At 37.9% G+C, this 15,530-nt stretch carries 17 protein-coding genes and 1 tRNA gene; 9 read left to right on the forward strand and 9 right to left on the reverse strand.

Translation table 11 applies throughout. The annotated features are described in order from the left end of the window. A partial coding sequence (locus ACR2F7_RS00195; protein ID WP_432711596.1) for a bifunctional helix-turn-helix transcriptional regulator/GNAT family N-acetyltransferase occupies positions 1-1,016 on the reverse strand: 1,016 nt, incomplete at its 3' end. Positions 1,017-1,055: 39 nt separating this feature from the next. On the opposite strand from ACR2F7_RS00195, the gene ACR2F7_RS00200 reads away from it, so the two are divergent. After that, positions 1,056-1,667 (forward strand): hypothetical protein, encoded by a 612-nt coding sequence (locus tag ACR2F7_RS00200; protein WP_432711597.1) that lies wholly within the window; start codon positions 1,056-1,058, stop codon positions 1,665-1,667. Positions 1,668-1,682: 15 nt separating this feature from the next. On the opposite strand, the gene ACR2F7_RS00205 is transcribed toward ACR2F7_RS00200, so the two are convergent. After that, positions 1,683-2,444, reverse strand: a complete 762-nt coding sequence (locus tag ACR2F7_RS00205) for a DUF72 domain-containing protein (protein WP_432711598.1) — start codon at positions 2,442-2,444, stop codon at positions 1,683-1,685. A 96-nt stretch (positions 2,445-2,540) separates the two neighbouring features. Here ACR2F7_RS00205 and ACR2F7_RS00210 point away from each other — a divergent pair, with 96 nt between their 5' ends. Further along, a complete protein-coding gene (locus ACR2F7_RS00210; RefSeq protein WP_432711599.1) occupies positions 2,541-3,122 on the forward strand; it encodes a DUF1543 domain-containing protein in 582 nt (193 codons plus the stop codon). A 95-nt stretch (positions 3,123-3,217) separates the two neighbouring features. Continuing rightward, positions 3,218-3,487 carry a hypothetical protein gene (locus ACR2F7_RS00215; protein WP_432711600.1) on the forward strand — a complete coding sequence of 90 codons (270 nt, stop codon included), beginning with the start codon at positions 3,218-3,220 and terminating at the stop codon, positions 3,485-3,487. Here ACR2F7_RS00215 and ACR2F7_RS00220 read toward each other — a convergent pair. Beyond that, positions 3,484-4,221 (reverse strand): endonuclease, encoded by a 738-nt coding sequence (locus ACR2F7_RS00220; RefSeq protein ID WP_432711601.1) that lies wholly within the window; start codon positions 4,219-4,221, stop codon positions 3,484-3,486. The genes ACR2F7_RS00215 and ACR2F7_RS00220 overlap by 4 nt on opposite strands. Before the next feature lie 122 nt (positions 4,222-4,343). Here ACR2F7_RS00220 and ACR2F7_RS00225 point away from each other — a divergent pair, with 122 nt between their 5' ends. Then, positions 4,344-4,766 carry a DUF1810 domain-containing protein gene (locus tag ACR2F7_RS00225; RefSeq protein WP_432711602.1) on the forward strand — a complete coding sequence of 141 codons (423 nt, stop codon included), beginning with the start codon at positions 4,344-4,346 and terminating at the stop codon, positions 4,764-4,766. A gap of 235 nt (positions 4,767-5,001) precedes the next feature. On the opposite strand, the gene ACR2F7_RS00230 is transcribed toward ACR2F7_RS00225, so the two are convergent. Beyond that, positions 5,002-5,523 carry a protease gene (locus tag ACR2F7_RS00230; RefSeq protein WP_432711603.1) on the reverse strand — a complete coding sequence of 174 codons (522 nt, stop codon included), beginning with the start codon at positions 5,521-5,523 and terminating at the stop codon, positions 5,002-5,004. Positions 5,524-5,570: 47 nt separating this feature from the next. Next, entirely contained in the window at positions 5,571-6,584 is a 1,014-nt protein-coding gene (locus tag ACR2F7_RS00235; RefSeq protein ID WP_432711604.1) for an FAD:protein FMN transferase, read from the reverse strand. A 106-nt stretch (positions 6,585-6,690) separates the two neighbouring features. Between ACR2F7_RS00235 and ACR2F7_RS00240 the strand changes: the two genes are divergently transcribed. Then, the gene (locus tag ACR2F7_RS00240; RefSeq protein ID WP_432711605.1) at positions 6,691-7,821 is read left to right on the forward strand and encodes a glycosyltransferase; all 1,131 of its coding nucleotides are present in this window, start codon (positions 6,691-6,693) and stop codon (positions 7,819-7,821) included. On the opposite strand, the gene ACR2F7_RS00245 is transcribed toward ACR2F7_RS00240, so the two are convergent. The 4 genes from ACR2F7_RS00245 to ACR2F7_RS00260 all read right to left on the reverse strand — a co-directional run bounded on the left by ACR2F7_RS00245 (position 7,745) and on the right by ACR2F7_RS00260 (position 12,332). Further along, on the reverse strand, positions 7,745-8,740 hold the full coding sequence (locus ACR2F7_RS00245; protein ID WP_432711606.1) for a GlxA family transcriptional regulator: 996 nt from the start codon (positions 8,738-8,740) through the stop codon (positions 7,745-7,747). The two genes, ACR2F7_RS00240 and ACR2F7_RS00245, sit on opposite strands and share 77 nt — an antisense overlap. A gap of 55 nt (positions 8,741-8,795) precedes the next feature. Continuing rightward, positions 8,796-9,860: a class I SAM-dependent methyltransferase gene (locus ACR2F7_RS00250; RefSeq protein ID WP_432711607.1), complete on the reverse strand. Its 1,065-nt coding sequence runs from the start codon at positions 9,858-9,860 to the stop codon at positions 8,796-8,798. 73 nt (positions 9,861-9,933) lie between these two features. Next, on the reverse strand, positions 9,934-11,436 hold the full coding sequence (locus tag ACR2F7_RS00255) for an acetyl-CoA hydrolase/transferase family protein (protein ID WP_432711608.1): 1,503 nt from the start codon (positions 11,434-11,436) through the stop codon (positions 9,934-9,936). Positions 11,437-11,441: 5 nt separating this feature from the next. Then, the gene (locus ACR2F7_RS00260) at positions 11,442-12,332 is read right to left on the reverse strand and encodes an AraC family transcriptional regulator (RefSeq protein ID WP_432711609.1); all 891 of its coding nucleotides are present in this window, start codon (positions 12,330-12,332) and stop codon (positions 11,442-11,444) included. Positions 12,333-12,560: 228 nt separating this feature from the next. Here ACR2F7_RS00260 and ACR2F7_RS00265 point away from each other — a divergent pair, with 228 nt between their 5' ends. The 4 genes from ACR2F7_RS00265 (at position 12,561) to ACR2F7_RS00280 (ending at position 15,506) form a co-directional block, all read left to right on the forward strand. Beyond that, complete coding sequence (locus ACR2F7_RS00265) at positions 12,561-14,045, forward strand: MFS transporter (RefSeq protein WP_432711610.1); 1,485 nt, start codon at positions 12,561-12,563, stop codon at positions 14,043-14,045. Positions 14,046-14,109: 64 nt separating this feature from the next. Beyond that, positions 14,110-14,838 (forward strand): DUF421 domain-containing protein, encoded by a 729-nt coding sequence (locus ACR2F7_RS00270; RefSeq protein WP_432711611.1) that lies wholly within the window; start codon positions 14,110-14,112, stop codon positions 14,836-14,838. 8 nt (positions 14,839-14,846) lie between these two features. Beyond that, positions 14,847-15,308, forward strand: coding sequence for an NUDIX domain-containing protein (locus ACR2F7_RS00275; RefSeq protein ID WP_432711612.1), 462 nt, complete (start codon positions 14,847-14,849; stop codon positions 15,306-15,308). A gap of 125 nt (positions 15,309-15,433) precedes the next feature. After that, a tRNA-Lys gene (locus tag ACR2F7_RS00280) sits at positions 15,434-15,506 on the forward strand. Positions 15,507-15,530: the final 24 nt, after the last annotated feature.

Genomic DNA, 15,530 nt, shown 5'->3' on the forward strand with positions numbered 1-15,530 from the left:
AGTTTTTTTGCTCCTTTTTCTTTAGCAGCCGCTACAATAGCCTGACCTAATATCCAGCCAATATGCTTACCCTGTGCCTTAGGCGAAACCGCCATTTTTGCCAGTTCGAAGTCGTACTCCGGGTCATTCATTTTAATTAAAGCACATACACCAACGGGCTCATTGTTATCAAGGGCTACTAATATTTCCCCGCCTCTTTCTAAAATATAATCCTTTGGGTTGTCTAAAGCCTTATAATCTGCTTCCTCCATTTTAAAATATTTGGAGATCCATTCTTCATTCAGCGACCTGAAAGCTGTTTGATATTGATCTTCAAAAGGCACAACCTTCACCTCTTTGCTCTCCCTCAATTTCTTTTGTTCCTGCACTCTCTTCAATAATGATTTTTCGTGAAGCAGCACTTCCCATTCTTCAATGGCTTCCCAAAGGTTTAACCGGGCTTCTGACACCATACCTTCAATGGCAGCATCTACATCTGTACATTGTACTTTAATTTGACCTGAAATATAAAGACCTTTTTTGGTCAAGGCGACAACATTTCTGCGTTTATCAGCCGACTCTCTATTTTCCTCTACCAAACCTGCTAAGGTCATTTCCTGAATAATCTTGCTGACCGAGGGCTGTGAATGCTCTATTTCAATAGCAATTTCAGTGATCGTTTTATCGCCTTCTTCTGAGAGGACAAAAAACACTGGAAACCATTTTGGCGAAAATTCAACTCCATATAATTCATAAAGCTTGGCTGCGTCATCTGTTATCCTGGCCGTCATCAGGCGTAAGCGACTGCCTAATGCCATTTTTCCCATTTTGTCAAATATTTCCATCTGTAAGATCTTTATTTTAGATCGTAGTGAATCTATATTGATGATTACACCCATATCCAATGCATAGTCAGTTACATAACTGATTATGCAAATATAAAAAATTGAAATGAGTTCCCATGTAATTGCATTTAAGGCCACCAGGGTAATAACATTAATCTTTTGATGGTTGATGGAACTGTGTAAATTAAACAATTCTTATGTTTTTCCGTTCTAGTTCCTATGAAGAATAACATGTTTAATTTAAAAAGCACATCAACCTTAATTTTATTAACCATGATGGGTTTTGTTTCCTGCCGGCAAAGTCAGGATGAAGGGACAAGCAGTAAAACTTTAATTACACCTGCTGAAAGCACAGCAATTACCTCAGGCACAATTGATTCAAGTTTTGTTTTGCTACCGGGCATAGCTGCGGGAAAAATTAAAATAAATGAAGATAGTGAAGAAGTAATAAAGGTTTTAGGCCGCCCGGATTCAAGTGACGCTGCGATGCAAAAGATGGTCGCTTTCTGGTTTGACAAGAGTGATGCAGTTAGATATTCTACTGCTATCTATGCTGTTAGAGATACAGGTGATATGCCAAAGGCAAGAGTGCGACAAATTAGAATAACATCTCCAAAATTTAAAACTGAAAGTGGTATTGGTGTTACTTCTACGTTAAATGAAGTTAAGAAAGCATATAAGGTCAATAAAATCCCATCCCTTCATACAGAAAATTATGAATACTATATTTGGGATAGCATGGACGGCATTGCCTTTGAAGTTGGCACTGATAGTATATGCACCGGTATTATTATTCACAAAAAAGGCGAGGCATTGAAAGCAACCAATTTACCGCTCAGATAAAAGCAGCTGAAGTTTTTACTCCTCTAAGACGTAAGCTCTTAACGTTTCCAGGTTTTTAATGGCATCGCCCATGGTGTTATTGAAATAGGTATAGACCTGTTTTCCATCTTCCAGCCATTCTTTGATATAAGATGCATACTCATATAAAAAATTATCATCATAACTACCACGGTAATTCCCGCCTGGCCCATGAAAACGAAGGTATACAAAATCAGTTGCCTGCTCAATCATCGCACCACCAACAACAAGTTTATCATGTAAGACCAAGCCCATTTTCAAAGATTTCAACAAGTCATAAGTATCTGATTGATACCAGCTCTGGTGTCTGAACTCTATAGCTACCTTCCATGCTCTGTATGGGTCGGCCAAAACGATTTGCATGAGCAATTGTTCTAACTCCCGAACGTGCACAGGTTTGATACTTCCCGGAAATTGCACCAGCAAACAGCCTTTTTTTGCTCCTGCGCCTTCAATTCTTTCCATAAACATGGAGATATCTTTTGCCAAAAAGACCAATCCTTTGCTGTGGGTGATATCCCGCCACAACTTAAAGGTAAACCTGAAATCTTCAGGGGTTTCTGCAGCCCACTTGGTAACGGTTGAAGCCATCGGAACTTTGTAAAATGAACTGTTAACCTCTATACTATTAAACAAGGACCCGTAATAACAAAGTCTGCTTTTATCTTTAAATGCCTCAGGATAATATTCCTTATTGGGTACGGGAAGTAACAGTCCGCTGGTGCCTGTATAAAATTTTGAAGATTCGGTTATGGCCATGTATGATCTTTAAAAAACAATGTGAGAACATAACAGGATTGAGGCATCAATGGTTTGATTCTTGGATTATTCTATTTAATAACCTTATTTTGCGCTATGATGAATGATCTTCCCTTAGCCAATTTACCGAAACTATATATGTTGTTATTGGGCTCTAAAGCGCCTCAAAGAAATGTAGAACAACATGATGTTTTTTTTGGTATTGCCACATCATTAAAAGAGCTGGTGCCACAAATCAATGCTTTTTGGCCAGAGGCAGGTGCCAGTATTCATATTGATGCCTGGCGTGAAGTGAATAATGTAAATGGTTTCCAGGTAAATATAGCCACAAAGGAAAGCAGCAATCCGCCATCAATGAAGAAGCTCTTTTTCATTAACTTAGGTGGTTACCAGCCAAATAAATTTGAAGAACAACATTACACTGTTCTTTCTGTGCAGGAAGATATGGCACAGGCAATCAAGGAGGCTAAACAAACCGTGTTTTTTAAAACCAATTTAATGGATGGGGCTAATTCTCATGTTGATGATAAGTATGGCATTGATGTAGATGACATCTATAAGGTAGAAGATATGCTTAGCCCTCAAAGCAAAGAGATTTATCAAATCGAACTGACGGAAACTGGAAATCTTCCTGAAGATCAAATTCATTTAGGCTATTTTAAGCTGGAGAAGTTATAACGGCTGATCTTTTACCTAGCTTTGAGTGAGAAACCTCATTACATACAGAACAATATTTGTACGTTATACAACAAAACGAATAAAATAAATATACAATGACTACAGAAAAAGAAAACCCATACCAACTTTTTAATGCCCAGATTTTAGAAGACTGGAAAAAGAATGGCGTAAAATACATCAAACTAGTTGAACTGGATTCTAATATTTCAGTGAAGTTTTTTGAACTCATTCCTGATTCTGAAATCCCCGATTCTGGTGAAACCATCTACCCTATCGATTCAGATGACATTACAGAACTTCTTGAACCTGAGGCTAAAGTTAAATTTCTGGTGCATGATATTTACCTGGAAGAAGATGAATTTTAGTCGTAAAGCACCTGACACACTTCACAGAAATAAGCTGTCCTTTTTGTCTTGCCTAAAGTTTTAAGGTCTATAGAATTGTGGTCTCTGGGACACACTTTTTGATAATGGATTTTCATTTCCCCTTCTGGACGATTCTTCCGCTCCCATTCTAAGTGATCAAAACTTTTACTTTGTGCAACAGCCACCAACTCAATGCGCTTTTGGTCGGGTATTTTACCTATTAAACTTTCCGGGTGGACCCGGGTTTCAAACAGAATTTCATCTTTTAGTTTGTTGCCAACTCCAGAAAATATATCCTGATCTAATAATACATCACAGGCTAACATCTTAGGTTTCTTCAGCATTTTCGCTAATGCCTTTTCAGGATCCCATTGTGGATTCATAATGTCTGTTGTCCAATCCACCACCTGGTCTAAAGGTTCCTCGATCAGTGAAGTCGCACAAGCATAAAAATTAAGCTCACCTTTCTCAAATTGCATCCCCAGTTGTAGTTTACCATCAGGCTTTTGCTCATTGATACGGTAATAGCCAAACAACATCAGGTGAATTCTAATGCTAAAATCAGGAAAACAGATAAAGAACTCTTTACCATGAGTTTTGAAATCAAGGATAGGTTGCCCCACTAAACGGTTAATATCTACCTTAGCAGAGGCCCCGGTAGTAGAAATTACTTTTTCGCCCACAAAAGGCTGTACTTTCTCTTTTAAATAGAACATAAAAGGACCTTCTGGCATAAGATGAAATTTTAGGTGATTAAAAGTTAAATGTCGAAATCTTTGCTTAAAATTAAAACTTTCTGGTCTTCTACTTTGTAAAATAGTAGTTTTAGTATAACCCCTTCAAAAAACAATCTTCAATGAGTTCCAGTGAATTATATAGATTTTTAAATGCTCAAAACCAGGTATACCTTAAGGCTCTGGATGAAATCAAAAACGGTAAAAAGAAATCTCATTGGATGTGGTATATATTTCCGCAAATCATTGGACTAGGACACAGCGATACCGCTAAGTTTTATGGAATTAAGGACTTAAACGAAGCAGCCTCTTACTTGAAACATCCGGTTCTGGGTAAACATCTCATAGAAATTTCTAATGTACTCTTACAACTTAATGGAAAAACAGCAAATCAAATATTCGGAAGTCCAGACGATTTGAAACTCCGTTCATGTATGACTTTATTTGCCAATGTTAAAAATGCAGACCCTGTATTTCAGGATGTATTGACTAAATATTTCAAAGGAGAGCAAGATGCCCTCACATTGAAATTATTGCAAAGATGAGTTCTTTAAGAATTTAGGATATTGAGCCTCAGCATAAAGCATCGTTCTTTTAACTTTATTCAAACTATTGAATCTCTTAATTTGTTAATCAGTCACACTAACTAATTAATTTAAGCGATATGTCTATTTATCTTGAATTCCCTTCTATTGAAGATTATCCGGTATATCTACCGCCAACTGTAACTGTCAACACGCCCAACCCCTTAACAGAGAACGAGTTTGTCCAGTGATTAGGTTACCGCTGGTAGACGAAAGATACACTGTCTTTAACGGTTAAGCCACTCATGTTTTGACCAGTATAAGATATGGTATACTTACCTGCTTTGTCAATTGCGTAACCCTTTAATACATCTACCGTTACAGAAAGGCTATCCTTAGGCTTAACCTGGATATAACTGTCTGCTGGTGGTGGCATCATTCTTTTAGCCATTGCCCCTTTATAAGGCATTTCTTCATTTTTTTCATTCTTAATGGACAAGTATTGGCTCATTAAGGGTTCGAAAGGCGTATGCCATTTACAAAAGGTCTGGGTAGTATCAGCAGTGTTGTAAACAGTGAAATTTAATGCTATTCCCTCATTCGTCGTCACGGTGTCTTTGATTTGCATTGTAGCAAAAAGCGATTTTTCTTCTGCCGATACCACAGTGGAGTCAACTGTGGTTGTTTGGCCAATAGTATTCTCTGTATTAGTGGTATTTGGACTGCAGGCTGCTAGTGCCAAAACGGCTGCGGACATGATAATGTTATATTTTTTCATAAGTTGTTTTAAGGCAGCTAAGTTAAAACTATAAATGATAATCAAGTTTAATTGCCGTCTTTAGGCAATAACAACTTATAAAATCCAACACTAGCGGTATCAGCAATACTTCCATCCGCTTTTTTATAAATGAGGTAAGCTTCCATGGATGGATGTGCTTTTACTAATTTTAAAGCAGAGACCACATCTAAAGCCATCAATGCATTATCATAACCGTCTGCCGTGATGGCATCATTGGCTATAACCGTGGCACTGATCATCTGGTTTTGTAAAGGGTATCCTGTTTTAGGGTCAATTAAGTGGGCATATTTTTGTGTTCCACTGGAAATGTACTTTCTATAATTACCTGAAGTAGTTATCGCCCCTGCTTTGAGCTGTACTATTCGTTGAAAAGATTGACTGTCAAAGGGGCTATCTGAAGGCGATTCAATGCCAATCTGCATCGGTTCTCCTGTTGGTTTTACACCTTTCACCACCAGCTCACCACCAATTTCTACCAGGTAGGTCTTTATTTGTTTTCTGTCAAGGTATTTGGCCACAACATCAACACTATAGCCTTGAGCAATACCATTTACATCAATTTTCACACAGGGATCAGTTTTAATCAGGCTATCTTGTTTGATCAAAATCTTATCTGAGCCTACGCATTTTAAGCATTTCTGGATGGTTGCAGCATCTGGCAACTGGTTAATTTTAGAGGTGCCAAACCCCCATGCCTGCACCAATGGGTAAACGGTAAAATCAAAATTACCATCGGTTTTTTTGTAGATCTCTATAGATTTTAACACAACCTCATGAAGGTAAGGATCCATCAGCACACCTCTGCTTGAATTGTTAAACTGGTTGATGAGCGAATGTGGGACATAAATAGAAAGCGAATGATCCAGCTTTTTGAGGAGAATGTCTACCTCTTCCTTAGCCACCAATGGTTGGGATGCATAATAGGCAATTTGGTATGTTGTACCTTGAGCATATCCGTTAATATGAAATGTCTTAATTTCAGGTTTTTGGTAAAACACTGAAGGAAGCCATAAGGCCAGCATCAGGATGATTTTAAACATATTGCAATTACAGCATTTTATTAATTTATGGAAGCTATTAAATTAGGTTTTTTTCTTATAAATCATTTGATAAAAACATTTACCTTCATTTGTTGATTTACATGGAATGGCATCAATTAAGAAAGTCATCTTATTCTTTCCTTTCAATCTGTTAGCCCATTATTTAAGGTCGCTGGTGCTGGCCGATAGTTACAGTAAGGATGAGTACACTATTTATTTTCTAAGTTCTCCTACTTATAACAATTTTGTGAAGGCACATGGTTATCAAACTTTTGATTGCCTACAGTTTGATGCAGATTACGTGATGCAATGTTCGCGTAAATTCGACTTTTCCTGGTTAAATAAAACAGATCTGGAGCAAGTGCTGCTGTCACAGGTCACTGTATTAAAAGATTTAAAAGCCGACATAGCTATTGGTGATGTAGCGCCTACCCTAAAAATGGCTACAGCACTCACTGGTGTTACACATATATCCTTACTCAATGGGTATATGACAAGGTACTATCAGTACACCAGAACAATTTCTAAAACACATAAAGCTTTCCCTTTCATCAATTTACTTCCTGATCCAATTGCAGCACCTTTGGTAAATTTGGGAGAGAAATTAGCGTTTAAGCAAATCCAAAAGACCTTCAATGAACTTAGGAAAAAATACGGGTTAGAAAGTTTGCCAGATTACCTCCATGAAATAGAAGGAAATTTAAACTATATCTGTGATCTTCCTACTTTGTTTCCCCAGCAGCAACTACCCTCAACTTTTAAATTTATTGGCCCGCTGTGTTACCACTACAAAGAAAAAGACTTAAATTGGTTAGAAGAAATTCCTACCGCTAAACCCATTATCTGTGTTTCTTTAGGGAGTACAGGTGATTGGGAAAAACTAGCTTTTTTAAATGATGCTTATTATTCCAGGTATACCATCGTAACTGCAGGAGATAAAAAAAAGTATCTTTCTGCCTCACATATTATAGCCCGCGACTTCGTTAACTTAGATTCCGTGCTACAAAAAGCGCAGTTATTGATTTGCCATGGTGGAAACGGCACCATTTATCATGGAATTATGAACGGCGTTTTTATGTTATGTACCTCTACGAATTTTGAACAGGAATGGAATATCAGTGCGATGGAAAGAAATGGTTATGGATTATCGGCAGATCATTTTACGGCGTCAAAGTGGAAAACTCAAATTGCTGCCCGTTGTAGCGATTACGATAATCAATTGGCGAAAGGCCAGTGATTCTTTTGAAAATATCCCTGAAAGCTTTAGCATCTGTATAACCAACATCGTACATCACTTCAGTGATATTTTTTCTGCTGGATTCAAAACATCGTTTTGCAGCTTCCACCTTCAGCCTTTGAAAATATTCAATCACAGTGTTGTTAGTCGCCTTTTTAAACCTCCGTTCAAAACTCCGGCGGCCAACGGCAAATTTCTGAGCAAGATGGTCTACTGTAATCCTATCCTGAATGTTCCCTTCCATATAAAGTTGCGCACTTTTAACGGCCTCATCGTTATGGTTTTTTTGCCCTTGAAATACCATAAATGACGATTGACTGTCCCTGTTGATGTCGATAGCAAAGTATTTAGCGACCAGGATAGCCATTTCTCTCGTGCTAAATTTTTCTACCAGGTATAACAGCAGATTCCAGTATGAATTTGCACCTCCACTTGAGTAAAGCCGTCCATCTTCTGTCACTATACAACCATCAGATAATTTAACTTCGGGAAACATCAGTCTGAATTCTTTGGCAGCAAGCCAGTGAGTAGAGCATTTTTTTCCATTGAGGAGCCCTGTAGCAGCCAACAAAAATGCACCTGTGCATAATGACGCTATTTCTGCGCCCTGGTTGTATTGTTGTATCAACCAAGGTAAATAATGCTCGTTTTTCTGCAATGCAGCCTTCATGTTGCCATTTAAAGCTGGAATTATAATTAAATCTGTGCTCGTAATTTCATTTAACTGAAAATGAGGATGCACCGTTATTAAGCCATCCATTAGTTTTACATCTTTATTTAAGGCTACCCATTCTACCTCAAACAAAGCTTGTTTACCCGCTGCAGCTAAGAATTGGTTAACGGTATTGAACAAATAAGCAGGATCGCCAATTGCTTCTATCACTGCATCTTCCAAAATAAGAATAGTTATTTTTTTCATAAATTGTTAACTTATTATCAGTCAGCAAACGACGCTATAACAATTGACCATGAATTTAGTTATTTTTTTCCTGAATCAATACCTTGTATTTCTTTCCCATGTCAAATAATAAAGCATGACCAATCAGTGCTACCTGTCTTGCTGCCTGTAACACATTTTTTTCATGCAGATAAGATTGTTCCAAAGCTTGTTTAAAGCCTAATTCTAGTAAAAACTGTCCCTGATCTGTATAGGAAATCGTTTTCAAGTTCATCCTTTCGCCATAATACATTAAAGCTGAAAAATTTACATGAGCAGTAATGTCCTGTTCTCCTGGTCGCTCCTCCATACAATCACTTATCTGATGGTTATAATAGCTTAATAAGGTGCCATTGCGCCTGGAAGAATGATACAATTCTGAAGACAGGCCCCCATAATCAATCGATAAAACAAAACCTCTTTTTAAGTGGGTAACAATATCTTTCAACCAATCAATGGCCTGCAAATTACATTCAGTTCTAAAACCTTTGGGGAGCTGGATATCCAAATCCTGAAAATACTTTTGAAGTTCAGCAGTTGCAGGTTTCCATACTTCAGTGAAACCATTATCCCCGGCAATAAACAATTCCAACAACTCATCCTCCATTTTCACCTGCTGGACAGCAAAATTATCGAGGAGTTCATTAGAGATAATGCAGCCTTCCAGCTCTTGAATTTCGGCAATGGAATCATACCATATAACATTTTCGGGTAAATGCTTTTTTGCCAATAACCGCATCGAAGGGCTCTTTTCGATGATACAGTACTTTAAGCGGCTATAAAATGGCTCATTGTTTTTTAAATAGGCTAAGATATCAGCACAAAGACGACCTGAGCCGGCGCCATATTCCACGATGGTAAAATTTGGGGAGCCTAAAGTCTTCCAAAGCAACTCCATTTTTCTGCCAATCATGGCACCAAATACAGGAGTCAAATAAGGACTGGTGTAAAAGTCACCGTCTTTGCCAATTTTATTTCTTGAAGAGAAGTAATAACCGAATTCTGGATGGTAAAGACAAATTTCCATAAAATCAACAAACCTGATGGGTCCTTGAGATTGGATCTTTTCCAGAATGATTTCTTGAAGCGTCATCATCATCATTTATTATTCATAACTAATACCAATAAAATTGAAATTAGTTTGAATAATAAAACGAATGTATAATGATGCCTTCTTAAAGGGATTTTTTCATGCTTCCGGTTTCTTTTAACCGGGTATACCAGCTAAAAGCTTCCTCTAAGATGTGTGGTGTTTGTCCACCTCTTAAACAAGCTCGGTCGAAGTAATCATTTAATTGATCACGGTATGCTGGGTGAACACAGTTTTCAATAATGACTTTAGCTCTTTGTCGTGGTGCTAAACCGCGCAAATCTGCTAAACCTTGTTCTGTCACAATCACATCCACATCATGTTCTGTATGGTCAACATGTGAAACCATTGGTACAATACTAGATATTGAACCAGCTTTCGCCATAGAAGAAGTTACGAAAACGCTCAAATAAGCATTACGGGCAAAATCTCCAGAACCGCCGATACCATTCATCATATGTGTACCACTTACATGGGTAGAATTTACATTACCATAGATATCACACTCCAATGCCGTATTCATGGTAATGACACCTAACCTACGGATTACTTCAGCAGCATTGCTGATGCTTTGTGGTCTAAGTACAATTTTATCTTTATATTTCTCAAAATTACCAAAAACCTTTTTATAGTATGCTGCTGATACCGTAATAGATGAACCAGAGGCAAAAGTCATTTTACCTGAATCTAACAAGTCAAAGGTGCTGTCTTGAAGCACTTCAGAATACATGGTCAGGTTTTCAAAATCACCGTTTCTAAAGCCATCCAGAACTGCATTGGCCACTTTGCCAATTCCAGACTGTAGCGGAAGTAAAGATTTGGTTAAGTTGCCAATTTTCACCTCATTGGCAAAAAAGTCAACCAGGTGTTGAGCAATTAATTTGGTGTTTTCGTCAGGGGGAGCAATATCTGCCGGACAATCGACTTTATTAGAAATCACAATCCCAATGATTTTTTTAGGATCAATGGTAATGGTTGTTTTGCCAACACGGGTTTTAGCCGCCACAATAGGGATTTCTGATTTGTGAGGGTATTCTCCAGTTGAAAAGATATCGTGTAATCCACAAATTTCAAAAGGAATTGCGGTATTTACTTCTATAATAATATGGTTAGCTAATGCTGCAAAAGCAGCAGAATTTCCTACTGAAGTTGTGGGTACAATACTTCCATCCTCTTCAATTAAGGTCGCTTCTAAAACAGCGATATCGATTTTTGGGAAATTATTTGCTTTTAATAAGTTTGCCGTCTCTCCTAAATGCTGGTCAATAAACATGACATCACCGGCATTGATAGCCTTACGTAATATTGGGTCTACCTGGAAAGGCAACCGAAGTGAAACCGCATTTGCTGCGGCTAATGCACCATCAGTACCGTAACCTAAAGAGGCGCCAGTCATCAGCGTAATCTTTAATGGGTCTGTTAAAGCTCTTTTTGCAAGTGCAGGTAAAACAACTTTGCTGTCTCCAGCTTTTGTGAATCCACTGGAGGCCACCACCATTTTATCTTTAAACAAGGTTGCTGCTTGTTCGGCGGTCATTAATTTATCAATTAATTCAGCTCTCTTTATTCTATCTGCGTACATAGACATATTTGTTATAAGACAAATCTATTGTCATTATTCTTGTTATAATTATCCGTTTCGGACAATAAAATATCTTTTTCTGCCAAGACTCTGGCACTTCCAAACACCCCTTTGATCTTAATATAGGCTGAAGGCCTGGTGCCTAATGTTTTATAAAAAGTATTGCTAAATGTGGGGATACTGTTATATCCAACCATTGTTGCCACTTCTTTAACAGATAATTTATCTACAAGTAAGTATTGTATAGCGCGAATCATGCGTTGAATAGTCAGGTATTGAATAAAAGACATGCCTACGTCACTTTGAAAAAGACGTGACAAACTTCTTTCACTTAAGCCAAATTGGGCAGCAATATCAGGAAAGATCAATATTTCCTGGAGGTGTTCATTGATGTAATTGATGACAGTATCAAGTCTTTTGTCTTTTGCATAAGGCAAAGCAAGTGGAAGCTGGAAAAGACTGATTTCTGGTAAAATTGCTTTTAATGCTAATGATGCCCTATATGCACTTACCTGATCAGGATAAAGGTGGCCTTGGAAACGATTGGTGAACAAGATCAGCTGTAAAAGCAAGTCGTTAATTGGATAGATGGCAATTTCTGCATAAAACTCAACATCATTTTCTTCGACAGGAAAATAGAGGTTGCGCATGGTTACATGCTCAGAACAAGGGTGAATACTATGCAATTGATTAGGGGGAATCCACATGTAATGTCTTGCGGGCAAAAAGAACGTCTTATCTGTTGTGGTTACATGTATAACACCACCTTCCGTATACAAGAATTGTCCTTTTTGATGCTGATGAAAGGGGATATCACTTTCACCTAACAGGTCATGCATACAATAAATAGTATCATTAAATGCATCAACTTCATTTAAGTAATAATCTTTTATTTTATGCATGGAATCATATGTAGACTGATATTGCGCAAAGTTAATTAATAATGTTGGAGTAAAAAGGTAAAGTTATTGTCTTTAATGATTAACTCTTAGATTATCTTGAACTTAGGTTTTACTGGTGTTACCATTACTGGCAGATATTTTAAACTATATGGAAACGAATATGTTAAGGGTGTACATGTCTTAACAGAGGTAATATGCTGGCAAGCAATACCTGGTAAAATATATAGGATGAACTTAAAACCTAAAGATCATTTAACAGACCAGGAAGTACAAAAAGGACTGACCATTGTTATCTGGGATGGGCTGACATCAGAGGTGATGACCTCCTTTACCGGGGGTGCTTTTTTAGTGTCAATGGCCTTACTTCTCGGGGCCAGCAACGTGGAAATTGGTATAATGGCTGCCTTACCCATGTTTACCAATATTTTTCAATTGCTGTCTATTTGGTTGGTTAGCAAATATAATAACCGCCGTGCGGTGGCGGTGTATTGTGCATTCTTAGCAAGATTTCCTTTAATCATAGTGGGTATACTAGTGTTAACCATGCAGGGTGGCTCCGTACAAATGCTGTTGTTTTTCTTGTTTTTCTATTATCTTTTTGGTTCCATTGCTGGCCCCAGCTGGAACTCATGGATGAAGGATATGGTACCTGAGCACATGCTTGGCGAGTACTTCTCAAAAAGAAGTCGCTTTACCCAGGCGTTGAATGTAGTCCTGAGTATCATATTGGCTGTATTGTTAGATTACGTTCGCAATTTTTACCCAGAGCTTGAGCTCACCACTTATGCTGTGTTTTTCATTTTCGCTGGTATTATTGGCATCATCGGGGGAATTGTGTTGTCCAAAGCACCAGAGCCCCAGTCTTACCTCTCCAATAAAAACATCTTTGCCCTATTTAAGCGACCGCTGCAAAATCGTAATTTCAGGCGTCTCCTCATTTTTAACTCAGCATGGGTATTTGCTTTAAATATGGCTACCCCCTTCTTTATTGTATTTCTGCTTAAAGGTATAGGCATCCCTATTTCTTATATTATTGCATTGACCATCATCAGTCAGCTTTCGAGTATTTTGACTATCCGTACCTGGGGTGCATTTTCTGACCGTTACAGTAATAAAAGCATTATTTTCTTAAGTGCACCTATATATATACTATGTCTTGTGGCCTGGTGTTTTGTGGGTAATTTACCTTTCTATTATATGAACCTTGGCCTGTTGGTGCTTATCGAAATATTTAGCGGGATTGCCACTTCCGGTATCAATCTTTCCCTCACCAATATTGGCTTAAAGCTTTCACCAAAAAAAGATGCTATCGTTTATTTATCTGTTAAAAACATCGTTACAGCGGTATTTGCATCTATAGGCCCTATTTTAGGGGGTATCCTAGCGGATGTATTTTCAGATAAAAGCCTCTTGATTAATGCACAATGGGCAAGTCCACAGCTCACCACCGTGGTCAAAGTCATCTCTATTCATGACTGGAAGTTCCTGTTTTTAATAGGTGCATTTTTAGCATTGCTCTCCTTAAGGTTACTGCCCCAGGTAAATGAATTGGGTGAGGTAAATAAAGATTTAGTTCGCCGGATCATGCGCAAAAGCATTAGAAATAATTTAAAGGATTACTTTATAATTGGCGATTTGATAAATATACATCAGCAGCTCAAAACAGTTGTACGGACAAAAAGAGCAACCTATACCAATAGGGAAAAGACTTGAGTAAGCATGGATATCAACTATCTTTTTATTACTAGCCTCCTTATAAGGCCTGTAATCAAACATAATGGCTCTTACTGCTGTTTTCTTAGCATATAAAGAAATTATGGAAATAGATTGGCATAGAATATTTTTTAGTGATCAGCCGTATGCCTTTTTTCTGGAGATCCTGTTCCGTACACCGCTGATGTTTTTGGCAGTGGTTCTCATTTTACGTTTTACTGGAAAAAGAGGTGTTCAACAGCTTTCGATTTTCGAAATGGTAATGATCATCACTTTAGGCTCTGCAGCCGGCGATTCTATGTTTTATAAAGATGTTGGTCTCTTTCATGCCATAGCTGTTTTTTTAATCATCCTGGTCGTTTACCGGTTGGTTATTTATTTAATCACCAAGAGCGATAAGGTTGAACAGCTGCTGGAAGGCAAACCGATTTATATTATTCGCGATGGGGTACTTTGTTTCAAGGAGATCAATGGCAGTGAATTAGGTTCAGATGAGTTTTTTGGAGCATTGCGTGGTCAGAACATTGAACACCTGGGGCAAATTAGGTTTGCTATTTTAGAGGATACTGGCAAAATAAGCGTATTTTATTTTGCTGGTGATGATGTTAAACCCGGTTTACCCATTTTACCAGACGAATATGATCAAAAAAATACCACTATATCCAAGCCAGGGATATTTGCTTGTGCAAAATGTGGCCGGATTTATCAATTAACAGCTGCTGATGTTGTGATTTGCGCTACGTGTAAACATAATGAATGGGTTGAAGCTATTGATCGGAAAAGAATTACTTAAAGGGTATTATGGGAAAGACTAGCGCTGGCATTTTACTTTACAAAAAAGAAGATAACCAATATTACTTTTTTCTCGTCCATCCCGGTGGTCCTTATTTTAAGAATAAGAATGATGGATGGTGGACTATACCAAAGGGTGAGCCTGAAGAAAATGAAGCTCCATTGGCTACGGCACTAAGGGAGCTGAAAGAAGAAACAGGATATGAAGCTAGTGGTTCCCTCCTACCTTTATCGCCCATAATCCAGAAGGGTGGCAAAAAGGTTGAATGTTGGGCTGTTGAGGGGAATCTTGATCCAGATGGTATTACAACGAATACTTTTCAAATTGAATGGCCGCCTAAATCTGGTCAGTTAAAAGCGTTTGCTGAAATTGACCGCGCTGGTTGGTTTACACTTGATGAGGCAAATCAGAAGATCAATACGCAGCAAAGAGCGTTTTTGGAAGAGTTGCTGACTATTTTGAAAGTGTAGTTTAATTTTTTGGCTCACTAGCTTGTGGTTATTATCAAATATTTTAGATGGCTTTCAATTATTTTTAAATAAAATTAGCATATGAAATATTAAAAGCTATCTTTGCACCCTCCTAAAGAGGGAATGATTCCGTAGCTCAGCTGGTAGAGCATTACACTTTTAATGTAGTGGTCCTGGGTTCGAATCCCAGCGGGATCACAGAGATTCAAAATCAAAACTTAT

It is taken from the genome of Pedobacter sp. (assembly GCF_045628745.1).
Taxonomy (GTDB): Bacteria; Bacteroidota; Bacteroidia; order Sphingobacteriales; family Sphingobacteriaceae; genus Pedobacter.

Coding starts and splice junctions, on each gene's coding strand:
- ACR2F7_RS00200 (WP_432711597.1), top strand. CDS start 1,056: ATGTTTAATTTAAAAAGCACATCAACCTTAATTTTATTAACCATGATG.
- ACR2F7_RS00205 (WP_432711598.1), bottom strand. CDS start 2,444: ATGGCCATAACCGAATCTTCAAAATTTTATACAGGCACCAGCGGACTG.
- ACR2F7_RS00210 (WP_432711599.1), top strand. CDS start 2,541: ATGATGAATGATCTTCCCTTAGCCAATTTACCGAAACTATATATGTTG.
- ACR2F7_RS00215 (WP_432711600.1), top strand. CDS start 3,218: ATGACTACAGAAAAAGAAAACCCATACCAACTTTTTAATGCCCAGATT.
- ACR2F7_RS00220 (WP_432711601.1), bottom strand. CDS start 4,221: ATGCCAGAAGGTCCTTTTATGTTCTATTTAAAAGAGAAAGTACAGCCT.
- ACR2F7_RS00225 (WP_432711602.1), top strand. CDS start 4,344: ATGAGTTCCAGTGAATTATATAGATTTTTAAATGCTCAAAACCAGGTA.
- ACR2F7_RS00230 (WP_432711603.1), bottom strand. CDS start 5,523: ATGAAAAAATATAACATTATCATGTCCGCAGCCGTTTTGGCACTAGCA.
- ACR2F7_RS00235 (WP_432711604.1), bottom strand. CDS start 6,584: ATGTTTAAAATCATCCTGATGCTGGCCTTATGGCTTCCTTCAGTGTTT.
- ACR2F7_RS00240 (WP_432711605.1), top strand. CDS start 6,691: ATGGCATCAATTAAGAAAGTCATCTTATTCTTTCCTTTCAATCTGTTA.
- ACR2F7_RS00245 (WP_432711606.1), bottom strand. CDS start 8,740: ATGAAAAAAATAACTATTCTTATTTTGGAAGATGCAGTGATAGAAGCA.
- ACR2F7_RS00250 (WP_432711607.1), bottom strand. CDS start 9,860: ATGATGATGATGACGCTTCAAGAAATCATTCTGGAAAAGATCCAATCT.
- ACR2F7_RS00255 (WP_432711608.1), bottom strand. CDS start 11,436: ATGTCTATGTACGCAGATAGAATAAAGAGAGCTGAATTAATTGATAAA.
- ACR2F7_RS00260 (WP_432711609.1), bottom strand. CDS start 12,332: ATGCATAAAATAAAAGATTATTACTTAAATGAAGTTGATGCATTTAAT.
- ACR2F7_RS00265 (WP_432711610.1), top strand. CDS start 12,561: ATGAACTTAAAACCTAAAGATCATTTAACAGACCAGGAAGTACAAAAA.
- ACR2F7_RS00270 (WP_432711611.1), top strand. CDS start 14,110: ATGGCTCTTACTGCTGTTTTCTTAGCATATAAAGAAATTATGGAAATA.
- ACR2F7_RS00275 (WP_432711612.1), top strand. CDS start 14,847: ATGGGAAAGACTAGCGCTGGCATTTTACTTTACAAAAAAGAAGATAAC.